Origin of the sequence: Achromobacter sp. ACM01 (genome assembly GCF_014851745.1) — a bacterium.
GTDB lineage: Bacteria > Pseudomonadota > Gammaproteobacteria > Burkholderiales > Burkholderiaceae_B > Achromobacter > Achromobacter aegrifaciens.
The window spans coordinates 158,210-172,448 of sequence record NZ_JACVAF010000004.1 but is presented as its reverse complement, the minus strand read 5'-3'; the positions used below and the strand labels follow the sequence as shown (position 1 = coordinate 172,448).

The window sequence follows — 14,239 nt, the reverse complement described above, 5'->3', positions numbered from 1 at the left end:
GGATGGGGTAGGCGGCGCGGCAGGGCGGCGCTATCTGCTCAATATTAGCGCCATAGCGCCGACCCTGTTTTGCAGGGAGGTCCAGGGGGAACAACCCTATTTCATGCGTTGGTAACGGCCGTCGTCCAGCTGGACGACGCGGCCTTGCAGTTCCAGTTGCACCAGTTGCGTCTGCAGGTCGGCGGTGTCCATTCCACTGCGGGGCTGGATCGCATCCAGGTGCAGCGGATCGTAGCCCAGCGCGTCCAGCACCGGGTGGTCAGGCAAGGCCTCCGCGGCGGCGGGCTGGGCGCGCACGGCCGGCGTGGGGTCGCCGCCCAATTCGTCGGTGATGTCGCGGGCGGTCTCCACGAGCTTGGCGCCCTGGCGGATCAGCGCATGGCAGCCGCGCGAAAGCGGTGAATGGATGGATCCGGGAATGGCGAAGACCTCGCGCCCGCCTTCGGCCGCCAGCCTGGCCGTGATCAGCGATCCGCTCTGGCGGGCGGCTTCCACTACCAGCACCCCGCGCGCCAGCCCGGCCACGATGCGGTTGCGCTTGGGGAAGTGCTGCGGCAGCGCGCCCGTGCCCAGTGGCAGTTCCGACACCAGTGCGCCGTGCGCCGCGATGCGATGCGCCAGGTCGCGATGCTTGGCGGGGTAGATGCGGTCTATGCCGGTGCCCATGACGGCCACGGTGCCGGCGCCATCGGGGCCGGCGTCCAGCGCGCCTTCATGGGCGGCGCCGTCGATGCCCAGCGCCAGCCCGCTGATGACGCGCCAGCCATGCCCAGCCAGATGCCGCGCAAAGGCGCGGGCGTTCTCCTGGCCGCCGGGCGTGGCGTTGCGCGCGCCCACCACGGCCAGCGACGGTCCCTGCAGGAAGGCGGGATCGCCCGCTACGTAGAGCAGGATGGGCGGGTCGGCGATGGTCAGCAGGCTTTGCGGATAAGTCGGATCGGCCAGCGTCAGGATGTGCCGGCCGGGCGCGGCTACCCATTCCAGCGCGCCTTCGACCTGCGCTGCCATTTCTGGCGGCATCGGGGCGGCCAGTTGCCGCGCCAGCGCCTCGGGCAGATGGCGCGACAAGGCGGTGGCGCGCTGGGCGTAGATCTGTTCCGGCAGGCCGAGCGCGCCGAGCAGGGTGCAGGCGGTGGCGGAGCCTATGTTCGGTTCCAGGGACAGGCGCAGCCAGGCTGCCAGTTCGGATGGGGATTGCGTAAGCGGCATCGTGCGGGCGCGTAAGGGCGTCGGTGGTGCGAGAGTGTCGCATGCGGGGCGCTGGGCCGCGGGCCCGAGGCGGATTGATTTGCGGCGCGGAGCGGCCAGGAAACGCCGCGGACATGGCAATCCGGCCAATCCCGGGATTAGCCGAAAACTATTAGAAATCAAGAGTCTAATGAATTAAACTCTTATGTAAACCTGACTACTGGCATTTCCCCCGCAATGGCTTTACTTCCTATTCTTCGCTACCCGGACCCGCGCCTGCACAAAAAGGCCAAGCCGGTCGCCGAGGTCGACGACCGCATCCGCCAACTGGTGCGCGACATGGCCGAAACCATGTACGACGCGCCGGGCGTAGGGCTGGCCGCGACCCAGGTCGACGTGCATGAGCGCGTCGTCGTGATCGACGTGTCCGAGGAAAGCAACCAGCTGCTGGTGCTGATCAATCCCGAGATCACCTGGCGCAGCGACGACTACAAGATCTACGAAGAGGGTTGCCTGTCCGTGCCCGGCGTCTATGACGACGTCGAGCGGGCCTCCCGCATCCGTTGCAAGGCGCTGGATATCGACGGCAAGCCCTTCGAGTTCGAGGCCGACGGCCTGCTGGCCGTGTGCGTGCAGCACGAGCTTGACCATCTGGAAGGCAAGGTGTTCGTGGAATACCTGTCCAGCCTGAAGCAGAACCGCATCAAGACCAGGCTCAAGAAGGCCGAGCGCGAAGCGTTGCGAGCGTAAGGGGCTCACCCCCTACCCGCTGCGCGGGCCCCCTCAGGCGGGCCGCCGTCCAGGGGGCGGCGCAGGCGAACCGGCAAAGCCGGATCCGCGGCGCCCCGGATCGGCCAGGCCTCCTGGCTGCGGGCAACGCGATTCTTTGAACGTCCGTTCCATTTCATTCTTCTTTTCTCGTCCCATGCGCCTAGTCTTTGCCGGCACGCCGGAATTCGCCCGTATCGCCTTTGACGCCCTGCGCGCCGCAGGCCACGAGATCCCGCTGGTCATGACCCAGCCCGACCGCCCGGCCGGGCGCGGGCTGAAGCTGACGCCCAGCCCCGTGAAGCAGGCGGCACTGGACGCCGGCATCGATGTCGCCCAGCCGCGCAGCCTGCGCCTGGACGGCCGCTATCCCGAAGAGGCCGGCGAGGCTCGGGCCCTGCTTGAGCGTGTGGCGCCCGACGTGATGGTGGTGGCGGCCTATGGCCTGATCCTGCCGCAGTGGGTGCTGGACCTGCCGCGCCTGGGCTGCCTGAACATCCATGCCAGCCTGCTGCCGCGCTGGCGCGGCGCCGCGCCCATCCAGCGCGCCATCGAAGCCGGCGACGCGCAGACCGGCGTGACCATCATGCAAATGGATCAGGGCCTGGATACGGGTGACATGCTGCTGGAACGCAGCGTGCCCATCGGCGGCGACACCACGGCGGCCGAACTGCACGATGCGTTGGCGCTGGCGGGCGGGGAGGCGATCGTTGCGGCGTTGGACGCGCTGGCTCAAGGCGGACTGACGCCGCGCAAGCAGCCCGAGGCCGGCGTGACCTACGCCGCCAAGCTAGACAAGGCCGAAGGCGCGCTGGATTGCTCGCAGCCAGCCGCACTGCTGGCGCGCCGCGTGCGCGCCTTCAATCCCGTGCCGGGCGCCAGCATCCGCCTGCCCGGCCTGGCAGATCCGGTGAAGGTGTGGCGCGCGCAGGCGCTGGACCAGGCCACGACGGCTGCGCCAGGCAGCGTGCTGCGCGCCGATGCCACGGGCATCGACATCGCCACCGGCAACGGCGTGCTGCGTCTGTTGGAACTGCAGAAAGCGGGCGGCAAGCGCCAGCCCGTGGACGTGTTCGCGCGCGGCTGGCAGCCGGCCTGAACCCGCCGGGGCCTGGCGGCCCCGGGATCTTTCTTCAATACAAGGTGCTGGCCACGCGGGCAGGCAATTCGCGGTCGTAGGTGACGCCGTCGAAGGTGCCCGCCGTCAGGTCCGACAGGATGCGGCCCACGCTGGGCAGCGCGGTGCGCGGCACCTGTGTCGCCGGATCCCATAGCTTGGAGCGCAGCAAGGCGCGCGAACACTGGAAGTACACGGTGTGCACGTCCACGACCAGCACCGAGCGCGGCAGCTTGCCGTCCATCTCGAAGCGCGCCAGCAGCGCCGGGTCCACGCTGATGCGCGCCGCGCCGTTGACCCGCAGGGTCTCGCCCACGCCCGGCACCAGAAACAGCAGCGCGACCCGAGGATCGGCCAGGATGTTGCGCAGGCTGTCGATGCGGTTGTTGCCGCGGCGGTCCGGCAGCAGCAGCGTCTTGTCGTCCTCTACCACCACGAAGCCGGCGGGATCGCCGCGCGGCGAAGCGTCCAGGCCATCGGGGCCCGCAGTGGCCAGCACCGCGAAGGGCGCCGCTTCGATGAAGGCGCGGTAGTGCGGATGCACATGATCCACCTCCTTCTTGATGGAGGCTTCGCCGGACGCGCCATACAGCGCCTGCAGGGCGTTTGCGTCGGTGACCAGATGGGCGGGATCGATATGCATGGCTGCGGGTTCCAGGTTCAGGCCAGCGCGGCTGGCAGGTCGGCAACGGTCAGGAACAGCTCGTCGGGGCCGCGTTCGCGCAGGGCCTCGACATGGTTATAACCCCAGGCGACGGAACCGATACGCACGCCGGCCTTGCGGGCGGCGTCGATGTCGCGCATTTCGTCGCCCACCAGCAGGAAGCGCTCGGGGGCGGTGCCATGCTGCTTGAGCAGGCGGTCGATCTTGGCGGACTTGCCGAACAGGTCGGTGCCGCATTCGTAGTCGTCGAACAGGGCGGCGGTTTCAGCGCCCAGCACGCGCTGCACGTTCTCGATGGAGTTGGAGCTGACCACCGCCAGCCGCAGCCCGCCCGCCTTCAGGCGCGCCAGCGCGTCGGGAATGCCGTCGAACAGGTGCACGCTGGGGTCGATTTCCTGCATCAGCGTGCGCACGTGGGCCATGATGGCGGGCAGCTTCCACAGCGGGATGCCCAGAAACTTGAGGATCTCGGCGGCATCGCGATGGCGCAGCTGGTCGCGTTCGGAGGCGTCGATCTTGCGGAAGCCATATTTGTCGGCCACCGTATTCAGGATGGAGTTGAACCATGGCATGGTGTCCGCCAGGGTTCCATCAAAATCAAAAGCGGCGATGTCGTATTTCAAGTCGCGGGTCTCTGAGCCTGTTGATGCTGAAAATAGCGTTGTGCCGGCCCTAGGCGCCGTTCGGATGCAGCAGATAGTGCACGACGGGAGCCAGGCCCTCGAGCGGCGGCGCGCCGGCCACGACGCGGGCGGCGCTGGTCCAGGGATAGTCCAGACCCAGCAGCCAGCCGAACACGGCTTCGGTGTCGTGCGCGGGCAGCGTCACCATGGTTTCGATGGTGATGACGAGGTTGCTCGCGCGATAGGGCTCGGGCTGGAATTCCCAGTCATAGCGGCCACAGCCCACACGGACGTTGCCCGTGGCCTTTTCCGTCATACCCACGATCCAGTCGCACTGGTAGGCGGGCAGGCGCGCCTCGGCCTCGGGTCGCGCCAGATAGAACGTGTAGACGTTGTCGTAGGTCTGGCCGAACTTGCGCACCAGCGTATCGATGATGGCAGCCAGGCCGTGCGACTCGGGCGGGAAGGCGATGGCCTGCGTGCGCAAGGCCATCTTCAGCACGGCGTCCGGCGCGAACGCGCGCGCCATGTAGTGCGGGCGGTTCTCGTCCTTGGCATGAAAGTAGTCGCGCAGGACGGACTCGGTGCTGGCGGGAGTCAACGCATGGGTGGGCATTGCGGGGCTTCCGTTGTGGTCGGGTGGATGGATGGCCTCAGGCCTTGATCTGTTCGAACCACTTCGAGACATTGGGCGGTTCGTACATGGCGTAGCGGTCCAGCAGCAAAGCAGGGTCCTCTTCCACCACCAGCATGTCGCGATGCTGGGGGCGGATGAATTCTTCCTCGACCGCATGGTCCACGAACTGGACCAGCGCGTCGTAGTAGCCGGCAATGTTCAACAGGCCGCAGGGCTTCTGGTGCATGTTCAGCTGCGCCCAGGTCCAGACCTCGAAGAACTCTTCCAGCGTGCCCGCGCCGCCGGGCAGCGCGATGAAGCCGTCGGCCTTCTCCATCATCATGGCCTTGCGCTCGTGCATGTTCTGCACCAGGTGCAGCTCGGTCAGGCCGCGGTGCGCCTGCTCCTTCTTCATCAGCAGTTCGGGGATCACGCCGATCACGCGGCCGCCGGCGGCCAGCACCTCATTGGCGACCACGCCCATGATGCCCACGACCGAGCCGCCATACACCAGCCCCAGATCGCGCCGCACCAGTTCGCGGGCCAGCACGCGGGCCTGCTCGATGTAATCCGGCCGGGCGCCCGGGTTCGAGCCGCAATACACGCAAATGTTCTTCAAAGTCATAGATCTTCGGGTGATGCCCATCCCGTTACAGATTGCGTCACGGGTTTTCGGGAAGCCCATAGTTTACGCAAGGATCGAAAACCGTTTTCGCCGGGCAATTTGGGGGGCGCAGGCAATGTTTGGACACAGCATGTTCCGCCACGATCGGTAGACTGGGTTGTACGGAGAGACTGGAAGCCCAGTGTCGCAGTGCTTTCACTTAACCAAGAGGAGCCACGATATGGAACAAGCAACCCGTACCCAAACGCAGGCGAGCCGCCCGTTCGACATGGACGTGAAGGCCATACGCGCCAAGGCGCGCCAGGACATCGAGTCCGGCGCCGTGACCGACACCTATCGCGCCGACCGCCAGACCGTGCTGAAGCTGCTGAATGAAGCGCTGGCCACCGAGATCGTCTGTGTGCTGCGCTACAAGCGCCACTACTTCATGGCCCGCGGGCTGAACGCCGAGCCCGTGGCCGCCGAATTCGCCGAACACGCCACGCAGGAACAGGACCATGCCGACCGGCTCTCGGAACGCATCGTGCAGCTGGGCGGCGAGCCCAACCTGTCGCCCAAGGGGCTGTTGGAGCGCAGCCATTCCGAGTACGTCGAAGGCACGTCGCTGGAGGACATGATCAAGGAGAACCTGATCGCCGAGCGCATCGCCATCGACAGCTACCGCCAGATGATCGAGTACATCGGCGAACAGGACACCACCACGCGCCGCCTGCTGGAAGAGATCCTCGCGGTGGAGGAAGAGCACGCCGACGACATGTCGGACTTCCTGGCCAAGCGCTAGCGGACGCGGCGCGCCGCCCGGGCGTCATGGCGGCGCGCGGCGGCGTCCAGCGCCGCATGATGGTTCTCGGCCCAGCGGTCCAGCGCGATCAGGGCCACGTTCAGGGATTGGCCCAGTTCGCTCAGCCGGTAGTTCACGTGCGGCGGCACGGTGCCCAGATCCTCGCGCAGCACCAGGCCGTGACGCTCCAGTTCCTTGAGCGTCTGGGTCATGACCTTCTGTGAAATCCCGTCCAGCCTGCGCAGCAGCTCGTTGTTGCGCATGGGGCCATGTTCCAGCGCAGGCAGGATCAGCGGCACCCATTTGCCGGCAATCAGTTCCAGCGCTCGGCGCGACGGGCAGGCAGCGTCGAACACGTCGCCCGAGGGCACGGAGGCGGATGGCTTTTTCATAGTTACCAAAAGGTGCGTACTTGTCTTGTGGTAACTATAGTCTCTAAGCTAGCCGTTCCCTGGTTCTGGCAGGAGGCCGCAATGGCCTGGTTGATTCTGGTCGCCGCGAGCGCGGTGGAAATCGTGATGGCCCTGGCCTTGAAGTATGCGGATGGCTGGACGCGATTCTGGCCCAGCGTGATCGGCATTGCGGCCGCCCTGGGCAGCGTGTTCCTGCTGACGCTGGCCATGAAGCAGCTGCCTGCTGGCACGGCCTACGCCATCTGGACCGGTATCGGGTCCGTGGGCATTACCGTGCTGGGAATCATGCTGTTCGGGGATTCGCCGTCTGCCGCGCGCCTGCTGTGCATTGCGATGATCGTGGGCGGCGTGGCTGGGCTCAAGCTGCTGGAAGCCTGAGCTGCGCGCGGCGGGCGCCGCGCGCGGGAGCGGATTCAGATCGCGTCGGCCCAGAGGTCGTATTCGTCGGAATCGGTGACGCGGGCGCGCACCAGATCGCCCGCCTTCAGGGGCTTGTCCGAGCTGACGTAGACGCAGCCGTCGATTTCAGGCGCATCGGCGCTGCTGCGGCCCACGGCGCCGTCTTCGTCCACTTCGTCGATCAGCACGTCGATCTCGCGGCCGACCTTCCTGGCCAGGCGGGCGGCGGAGATCGATTGCTGCAGCTCCATGAAGCGTTCCCAGCGTTCCTGCTTGACCTCGTCCGGCACCGGATTGTCCAGCAGGTTCGCGGGCGCGCCTTCCACCGGCGAATACTGGAAACAGCCCACGCGGTCCAGCTGCGCTTCCTGCATCCAGTCCAGCAGGTACTGGAAGTCTTCCTCGGTTTCTCCGGGGAAGCCGACGATGAAGGTCGAACGGATCGTCAGGTCCGGACAGATCTCGCGCCAGCGCTTGATGCGGGCCAGGGTCTTGTCCTCGAAGGCCGGGCGCTTCATGGCCTTCAGGATGCGCGGGCTGGCGTGCTGGAACGGGATGTCCAGGTAGGGCAGGATCTTGCCCTCGGCCATCAGCGGGATCACTTCGTCCACGTGCGGGTACGGATACACGTAGTGCAGGCGCGTCCACACGCCCATCTCGGACAAGGCCGTACAGAGCTCGGTCATGCGGGTCTTCACCGGGCGGCCGTTCCAGAAGCCGCTGCGGTACTTCACGTCCACGCCATAGGCGCTGGTGTCCTGCGAGATCACCAGCAATTCCTTCACGCCCGCCTTGACCAGGCGCCCGGCTTCGCTGAGCACATCGCCCACCGGCCGGCTGACCAGGTCGCCGCGCATCGACGGGATGATGCAGAAGCTGCAGCGGTGATTACAGCCTTCCGAAATCTTCAGATAGGCGTAGTGCCGCGGCGTGAGCTTGATGCCTTGCGGCGGCACCAGGTCCAGGTAGGGGTTGTGGTCCTTCTTGGGCGGCGCCGCCTCGTGCACCGCGCGCACCACCTCTTCGTATTGCTGCGGGCCGGTCACGGCCAGCACGCTGGGGTGCACGTCGCGGATCACCGATTCCTCGACGCCCATGCAGCCGGTCACGATGACCTTGCCGTTCTCGGCCAGGGCTTCGCCAATGGCCTCCAGCGATTCCGCCTTGGCGCTGTCGATGAAGCCGCAGGTATTGACGACGACCACGTCGGCATCGTTGTACTCGGGCGTGACTACGTACCCTTCGGTGCGCAGTTGGGTCAGGATGCGCTCGGAGTCGACCAGGGCCTTGGGACAGCCCAGGGAAACGAATCCCACGCGCGGGGTCCGGCCGTCGGCGTTGGCGGCGGCGATGGTGTCGGCCAGGGCGGAGGTGGCGGACGCGTTCGCGTCAGCGTCGTTGGCCTTGCCGGGGCCCTTGCCAGGCCGGGAGGTTTCGAGGATTTCCAATGTCGTTCACCAAAAAATCGCGCGGCAAGCGTGTCGCGCGGCGGATGTGTTGTTCGTGTCGGGCGAGGCCGGGGCGGCTGGCCTCAGGATTCAGCGTGTTCGTTGGCGGGCCACGGGGGCAGCTCTCGCAGGGTCTCGGGATGCATCATTGCTACCTGCAGCAGGGTCTTCGCCGCGCCCGAGGGGGTGCGCCGTCCTTGCTCCCAATCTTGCAGAGTGCGTACGCTCACGCCCAGCAGTTCAGCGAAATCCGTTTGCGGCAGGCCCACGCGGCTGCGTGCTTCGCTGATATGCGACGCCTGCCACGGTACGCTGCGCGCCGTCGGGGCAGCATTCTTCATGGCTCTTCAAAAGTCGGGCGCCTGTGTGGCGTCCCAGGGTTCAGGCCATCGCACCAGGATGGGCGGCGAAGGCGAATTTTTAATTATACGGCATTGCCGTAGGTCAAGCGCGGGGCGCTCCAATAGCGCGATGTGCCTACTGTCAGGAATCATCCCCGCGCGTAGTGCGGTCGCGAGGCGGATCGATGCATCCGCGTTGTTGGGTGCTGCCCAACGTGTATCCGCGCGGGATTTGGAATCGAGGTTGCATCAAGGCGCGCTGCGCCGATACAGCGCCAGCGTCCCCGCCAGCCCGATCAGCAGTCCCCCGCAGACGCGGTTCAGCCAGCGCAGGCCGGCGCCCTGGAAGGCGCGCACCATCTGCGCGCCCAGCGCGGCGTAGGCCAGCATCACGGCGATGTTCATCAGCGCCATGACCCCGGCCAGTACGGCGTACTGCGCCAGCAGAGGGGCGGCGGGATTGATGAACTGGGGCAGGAAGGCGGACATGAACAGCAGCGCCTTGGGGTTGGTCAGCGCCACCGCGAAGCTGCGCAGGCCCAGCGCCAGGCCGGCCGGACGCCGGGCGTCCGCCTGGGCGGCGGGCATGACCAGCGCCGCGTCCGAGCGCAGCATCTTCCAGCCCAGGTACGCCAGATAGGCCGCGCCCACCCATTTGATGAGCTGGAAGGCGATTTCGGACGCCGCCAGCACCACGCCCAGGCCCGACGCCACCGCGCCGATCAGGACCAGGTCGGCCAGCACCGCGCCGGCCATGCCCCAGCAGGCAGCGCGCACGCCGTGGCGCGAACCGTTGCTCATGGCGAGCAGGACGGTGGGGCCCGGCGTGATGATGGTGACGGCCGAGGCCAGGATGAAGAGCAGCAGGGTGGCGAGGGTCATGAGGGGCTCCGTGGCTGGGGCCAGTGTGCCGCGACGGCCGCCATTCGTCCAGGTCCGGCTACCATAGCGGTCTTATCTCCTGAATTTGCATCATGTCCACGCGTTCCGACTCCCCCAATCTGGCCCCTCCGCTGTCCTCCGTCCTGCTTTCCAGCGCGGAGGTGGTCGAGGGCGTGCTGGACGGCCGCTCCCTGACGGACGCGTTGGCCGACGTGGAATCGGCCCTGCGGCCCGCCACGCAGGCCGTGTCGTTCCATGCCATGCGTTACCTGGGCTGGGCCGACGCCGTGGGCCGCGAGATGGTGCAGCGCTATCCCAGCGTGTTGTTCGAATCTTTGTTGCTGGTGTCGCTGACCCTGCTGAAGGAAGAAGGCGATGCCGCCGCCGCCCTGCCGGGCATGCCGGTCTACGCGGCGCACACGGTGGTGGACCAGGCCGTGACGGCGGCCTCCCGCAGCCGCGCCCTGGCTTCCTATAAGGGCATGCTCAACGCCTGCCTGCGTCGTTTCCTGCGCGAGCGCGCGGCGCTCGAGGCTGCCGTGGCGGACAGCCCCGAGGCCCAATGGAACCACCCCGGCTGGTGGGTCAAGCAGCTGAGCGTGGCCTATCCGCGGGAATGGCGCGAGATCCTGGCTGCGGCCAATGTGCCCGCGCCGCTGACCCTGCGGGTCAATCGTCGCCGCGCCAGCCGCGAGCAGGTGTTGGCCGCCTTCCAGGCCGCCGGCCTGGCGGCCGAACCTGTGGGCCAGTCCGGCCTGGTACTGGCCACGCCCAAGCCGGTCACGCAACTGCCCGGCTTTGCCGAGGGCTGGTGGTCGGTGCAGGACGCCGGCGCGCAACTGGCGGCCGAACTGCTGGCGCCTGCCGACGGCATGCGGGTGCTGGACGCCTGCTCGGCCCCTGGCGGCAAGACCGCCCACCTGCTGGAGCTGGCCGATATCGACCTGCTGGCGCTGGATGCCGACGCCGACCGGCTGGCCCGCGTCGGGCAGAACCTGGACCGGCTGGGTCTGGCAAGCGATCGTGTCCAGTTGAAAGCGGCGGATGCGGCCGACCTGGACGCCTGGTGGGACGGCAAGCCGTTCGACGCCGTGCTGGCCGACGTCCCCTGCACGGCCTCGGGCATCGTGCGCCGCCATCCCGACATCCGCTGGCTGCGGCGCGAGAACGACGTGCGTCGCACGGCCACCCTGCAGGCCAGCATCCTGGACGCGCTCTGGCGCACCGTGGCGCCCGGCGGGCGGCTGCTTTACGTGACCTGCTCGATCTTCCCGATCGAGGGTACGCGCCAGGCGCTGGAGTTCATGCAGCGCCATCCGGAGGCGCAGCGCCTGGACGCGCCCGGCCAATTGCTGCCAGTTGCGGTCGATGCAACACCTGCGGCGCAGCGCGACGGGTTTTTCTACGCCTTGTTTGCCAAGCAGTCCTGAATCGCCAAGAATAGGGGGCATGACGTAGTTCCGGTGCCGTATGTCCATTATTCCGCGCTTATTTCTCGGGTTGTTGCTCGCATCTGCCTTGCTTTCCTTCGTGCCGGGCGGGCAGGCGCATGGGGCGGAACCCAAGGTCACCGAAGTTCGCCCGGCGGTTCGAGACGGCCAGCTCCAGATCGACGCGGACATCGAGTTCGAACTGAACTCGCAGCTGCGCGAAGCCGCCCAGCGCGGAGTGCCGCTGTATCTCACCGCCGACCTCACCGTCACGCGCGAACGCTGGTGGTGGTTCGACAAGTCCCTGGTCGACACGTCCCGCACCTGGCGCATCATCTACAACGCCCTGACCCGGCAATGGCGGGTGGGCGTGGGCGAACTGACCTTTCCAGTCGCCTCGCTGGATGACGCCATGGGGGTCATCCGGCATATCCGCAACTGGCCGGTGGCGGACGCCGCCGACTTCGATGCGGGCGTGCTGTACGGCGGCCAGTTGCGCCTGCGCCTGGATACGTCGCTGCTGCCGCGGCCCTTCCAGGTCAACGCCCTGAACAGCAGCTCCTGGGTACAGTCGACGCCGTGGATGGACTTCACGTTCGTGCTCAGCGACAAGGAGAAAGACCCGTCATGAGGCTTGTGCTTCGGCTGGCCCTGATGGTTGGCGCCGCAAGCGGCCTGGCATTGCTGGGGCTGTTGGCGTGGTCCACCGGCAATGCCTCGCGCTTTGCGCGCTACTACGACACGCTGCTGGTGCTGAATGGCATTTTTGCGCTGGCGCTCTTCATCTGGGTGGTGGCGCTGACCGTGAGGCTGGCGCGGCAGATCCGTCGACGCCAGTTCGGCGCGCGGCTGACGGCCCGTTTTTCCCTGGCGTTTGCGCTGATCGGCGTGGTGCCCGGCGCCCTGATCTACACCGTGTCGGTGCAGTTCATGTCGCGCTCGATCGAATCCTGGTTCAACGTGCGCGTGGACACGGCGCTGGAGGCGGGCCTGAACCTGGGCCGCGCCGCGCTGGATTCGCTGCTGGCCGACCTGGACGCGCGTGCGCGCTCCATGGCGATGGAACTGAACCGCAGTTCCGACAGCGGCGTGACGCTCGCCTTGACGCGGCTGCGCGAGGCCAACGGCGTGCAGGAAGCCATGGTCTTTACCGGCAGCGGGCGCATGATCGCGTTCTCCACCAGCCAGTACGGGCAATTGCTGCCCGCGATGCCGCCGTCCACCGTCATGAACCAGCTGCGGCTGGCGCGCGGCTACTCCGCCGCCGAGGCCGATGACCCAGTGACCCCCGGCGCTGAAGGCGGGCTGCACCTGCGGGTGGTGATTCCGCTGACCGGCCCCGACCGCTACGACAACCTGTTGGGACCGGCATCCGAACCGCGTTGGCTGCAGCTGCTGCAGCCGGTACCCGAGCAGATCGCCCACAACGCCAATCTGGTGCAGCAGGGTTTTCGCGACTACCAGGAGCTGGCGCTGTCGCGGCTGGGCTTGCGCAAGCTGTACGGCATCACCCTGACCCTGGCCTTGCTGCTGGCGGCCTTCGGCGCCATCGCGGTGGCGCTCTCATTGTCCAAGCGGCTGGTGCGCCCGCTGCTCAGCCTGGCGGGCGGCACGCAGGCCGTGGGCGTGGGCGACTACCGGCCCTTGCCCGAGCCGCCCGAGCGCGACGAAGTCGGCCAGCTCACGCGTTCGTTCAACGCCATGACGCGCCAGCTCGACGAGGCCCGCCGCATGGTCGAGAGCAACCGGCAGCAGCTGGAACGCTCCAATGTCTATCTGGAAAGCGTGCTGTCGAACCTGTCCTCCGGGGTGCTGGTGTTCGACGAATCGTTCCGCGTCACCACCGTCAACCAGGGCGCCCAGACCATCCTGGGCGCGGACCTGCGCTCGGTGATCGGACGGCCGCTGGAAACCGTGGCCGGCATGCTGGAGTTCGCCAACATCGTGCGGCAGGCTTTTTCCGCCCACGCCGCGGTGGGGTCCGAGCGCCAGCACTGGCAGCAGCAATTCGAGATCGCCCCGGGCCAGGACGACGCGCCCGCTGGCTCGCAGCCCCTGACCCTGCTGGCGCGCGGCACGCATCTGCGCGTGGACGGGCGCGGCAACGGCTATCTGGTGGTGTTTGACGACATCACCGAAGTGATCTCGGCCAACCGGACCGTGGCCTGGGGCGAAGTCGCCCGCAGACTGGCGCACGAGATCAAGAACCCGCTTACGCCGATCCAGCTATCGGCCGAGCGCCTGGCGATGAAGCTGGAGGGCAAGCTGCCTCCCGCCGAGGCCCAGATCGTGGCACGGTCTACCAATACCATCGTCAACCAGGTGGCATCGCTCAAGCAGATGGTGGACGACTTCCGCGAATATGCCCGCACGCCGCCGGCCGTGATGCAACGCATCGACTTCAACGCCCTGGTGGCGGACGTGCTGTCGCTGTACGGCTGGGAGCCCGAAGGCGGTTCGTCGCGCCTGGCCGAAAAGGCCCTGAATCTGGACGTGACGCTGGCGCCGGACCTGCCGCCCATCGAGGGCGATCCCACCCAGTTGCGGCAGGTGATCCATAACCTGATGTCCAATGCCCGCGACGCGATCGCCGAGCAGGGCGGGCAAGGGCGGGTCAGCGTGACCACGCAGCTCATGCGCAGCGAGCAGCCCGACCGGGCGGCCCATCAGGCGCTCAGGTTCACGGTCGCCGACACGGGCCCGGGCTTTCCTCCCCAGGTCATGCAGCGCGCGTTCGAGCCCTACGTCACCACCAAGTCCCACGGGACTGGGTTAGGATTGGCAATCGTACGCAAGATCGTGGAAGAACACGGCGGGCGTATAGACCTTGCGAACCGCAAGGAAGGGGGCGCGCGGATCTCCATATTGTTGACCCGGCTGGCTTCCGAGGCCGATACTATGGACGCGACCGCGCAAGAAAAGGATAATGCGGCTACGCAATAGG

General features: G+C 67.2%; 16 protein-coding genes. 7 read left to right on the top strand and 9 right to left on the bottom strand.

Annotated elements, in window-relative coordinates:
• Window positions 1–96 precede the first annotated feature (96 nt).
• The gene (gene dprA / locus IB268_RS21215) at window positions 97–1,209 is read right to left on the bottom strand and encodes a DNA-processing protein DprA (protein WP_192354770.1); all 1,113 of its coding nucleotides are present in this window, start codon (window positions 1,207–1,209) and stop codon (window positions 97–99) included.
• A 216-nt stretch (window positions 1,210–1,425) separates the two neighbouring features.
• On the opposite strand from dprA, the gene def reads away from it, so the two are divergent.
• Together def and fmt are read left to right on the top strand one after the other, a co-directional pair.
• Window positions 1,426–1,938, top strand: coding sequence for a peptide deformylase (gene def, locus IB268_RS21210; RefSeq protein ID WP_054457743.1), 513 nt, complete (start codon window positions 1,426–1,428; stop codon window positions 1,936–1,938).
• Between the two features lie 175 nt (window positions 1,939–2,113).
• Window positions 2,114–3,055, top strand: a complete 942-nt coding sequence (fmt, locus tag IB268_RS21205) for a methionyl-tRNA formyltransferase (protein WP_192354769.1) — start codon at window positions 2,114–2,116, stop codon at window positions 3,053–3,055.
• A 34-nt stretch (window positions 3,056–3,089) separates the two neighbouring features.
• On the opposite strand, the gene IB268_RS21200 is transcribed toward fmt, so the two are convergent.
• The 4 genes from IB268_RS21200 to IB268_RS21185 are packed head-to-tail and all read right to left on the bottom strand — an operon-like array spanning window position 3,090 to window position 5,601.
• Entirely contained in the window at window positions 3,090–3,716 is a 627-nt protein-coding gene (locus tag IB268_RS21200; RefSeq protein ID WP_054457741.1) for a pyridoxamine 5'-phosphate oxidase family protein, read from the bottom strand.
• A gap of 17 nt (window positions 3,717–3,733) precedes the next feature.
• Window positions 3,734–4,360: an HAD hydrolase-like protein gene (locus IB268_RS21195; RefSeq protein ID WP_054457740.1), complete on the bottom strand. Its 627-nt coding sequence runs from the start codon at window positions 4,358–4,360 to the stop codon at window positions 3,734–3,736.
• A 49-nt stretch (window positions 4,361–4,409) separates the two neighbouring features.
• Window positions 4,410–4,976 carry a hypothetical protein gene (locus IB268_RS21190; protein WP_192354768.1) on the bottom strand — a complete coding sequence of 189 codons (567 nt, stop codon included), beginning with the start codon at window positions 4,974–4,976 and terminating at the stop codon, window positions 4,410–4,412.
• 37 nt (window positions 4,977–5,013) lie between these two features.
• A complete protein-coding gene (locus tag IB268_RS21185; protein ID WP_054457738.1) occupies window positions 5,014–5,601 on the bottom strand; it encodes a TIGR00730 family Rossman fold protein in 588 nt (195 codons plus the stop codon).
• A gap of 220 nt (window positions 5,602–5,821) precedes the next feature.
• Here IB268_RS21185 and IB268_RS21180 point away from each other — a divergent pair, with 220 nt between their 5' ends.
• Complete coding sequence (locus tag IB268_RS21180) at window positions 5,822–6,382, top strand: bacterioferritin (protein WP_192353102.1); 561 nt, start codon at window positions 5,822–5,824, stop codon at window positions 6,380–6,382.
• Here IB268_RS21180 and IB268_RS21175 read toward each other — a convergent pair.
• Window positions 6,379–6,774, bottom strand: coding sequence for a helix-turn-helix domain-containing protein (locus tag IB268_RS21175; protein WP_192330246.1), 396 nt, complete (start codon window positions 6,772–6,774; stop codon window positions 6,379–6,381). The two genes, IB268_RS21180 and IB268_RS21175, sit on opposite strands and share 4 nt — an antisense overlap.
• An 81-nt stretch (window positions 6,775–6,855) precedes the next feature.
• Here IB268_RS21175 and IB268_RS21170 point away from each other — a divergent pair, with 81 nt between their 5' ends.
• The gene (locus IB268_RS21170; protein ID WP_042796135.1) at window positions 6,856–7,173 is read left to right on the top strand and encodes a multidrug efflux SMR transporter; all 318 of its coding nucleotides are present in this window, start codon (window positions 6,856–6,858) and stop codon (window positions 7,171–7,173) included.
• A gap of 35 nt (window positions 7,174–7,208) precedes the next feature.
• Here IB268_RS21170 and rimO read toward each other — a convergent pair whose 3' ends face one another.
• From rimO to IB268_RS21155, 3 genes are all read right to left on the bottom strand, one after another.
• A complete protein-coding gene (rimO, locus tag IB268_RS21165; protein ID WP_192354832.1) occupies window positions 7,209–8,546 on the bottom strand; it encodes a 30S ribosomal protein S12 methylthiotransferase RimO in 1,338 nt (445 codons plus the stop codon).
• Between the two features lie 179 nt (window positions 8,547–8,725).
• Window positions 8,726–8,983: a DNA-binding transcriptional regulator gene (locus IB268_RS21160; protein WP_054457735.1), complete on the bottom strand. Its 258-nt coding sequence runs from the start codon at window positions 8,981–8,983 to the stop codon at window positions 8,726–8,728.
• Between the two features lie 249 nt (window positions 8,984–9,232).
• Window positions 9,233–9,865, bottom strand: coding sequence for a LysE family translocator (locus tag IB268_RS21155; protein ID WP_054457734.1), 633 nt, complete (start codon window positions 9,863–9,865; stop codon window positions 9,233–9,235).
• A 92-nt stretch (window positions 9,866–9,957) separates the two neighbouring features.
• Between IB268_RS21155 and rsmB the strand changes: the two genes are divergently transcribed.
• Genes rsmB through IB268_RS21140 form a run of 3 tightly spaced genes read left to right on the top strand, consistent with a single transcriptional unit; the run spans window position 9,958 to window position 14,238 of the window.
• Window positions 9,958–11,295, top strand: coding sequence for a 16S rRNA (cytosine(967)-C(5))-methyltransferase RsmB (gene rsmB / locus IB268_RS21150; RefSeq protein ID WP_054457733.1), 1,338 nt, complete (start codon window positions 9,958–9,960; stop codon window positions 11,293–11,295).
• 40 nt (window positions 11,296–11,335) lie between these two features.
• Window positions 11,336–11,926 carry a DUF4390 domain-containing protein gene (locus IB268_RS21145; RefSeq protein ID WP_082401241.1) on the top strand — a complete coding sequence of 197 codons (591 nt, stop codon included), beginning with the start codon at window positions 11,336–11,338 and terminating at the stop codon, window positions 11,924–11,926.
• Window positions 11,923–14,238: an ATP-binding protein gene (locus tag IB268_RS21140; RefSeq protein WP_054457732.1), complete on the top strand. Its 2,316-nt coding sequence runs from the start codon at window positions 11,923–11,925 to the stop codon at window positions 14,236–14,238. The genes IB268_RS21145 and IB268_RS21140 overlap by 4 nt, the downstream gene beginning before the upstream one ends.
• The last annotated feature ends 1 nt before the right edge of the window (window position 14,239 follow it).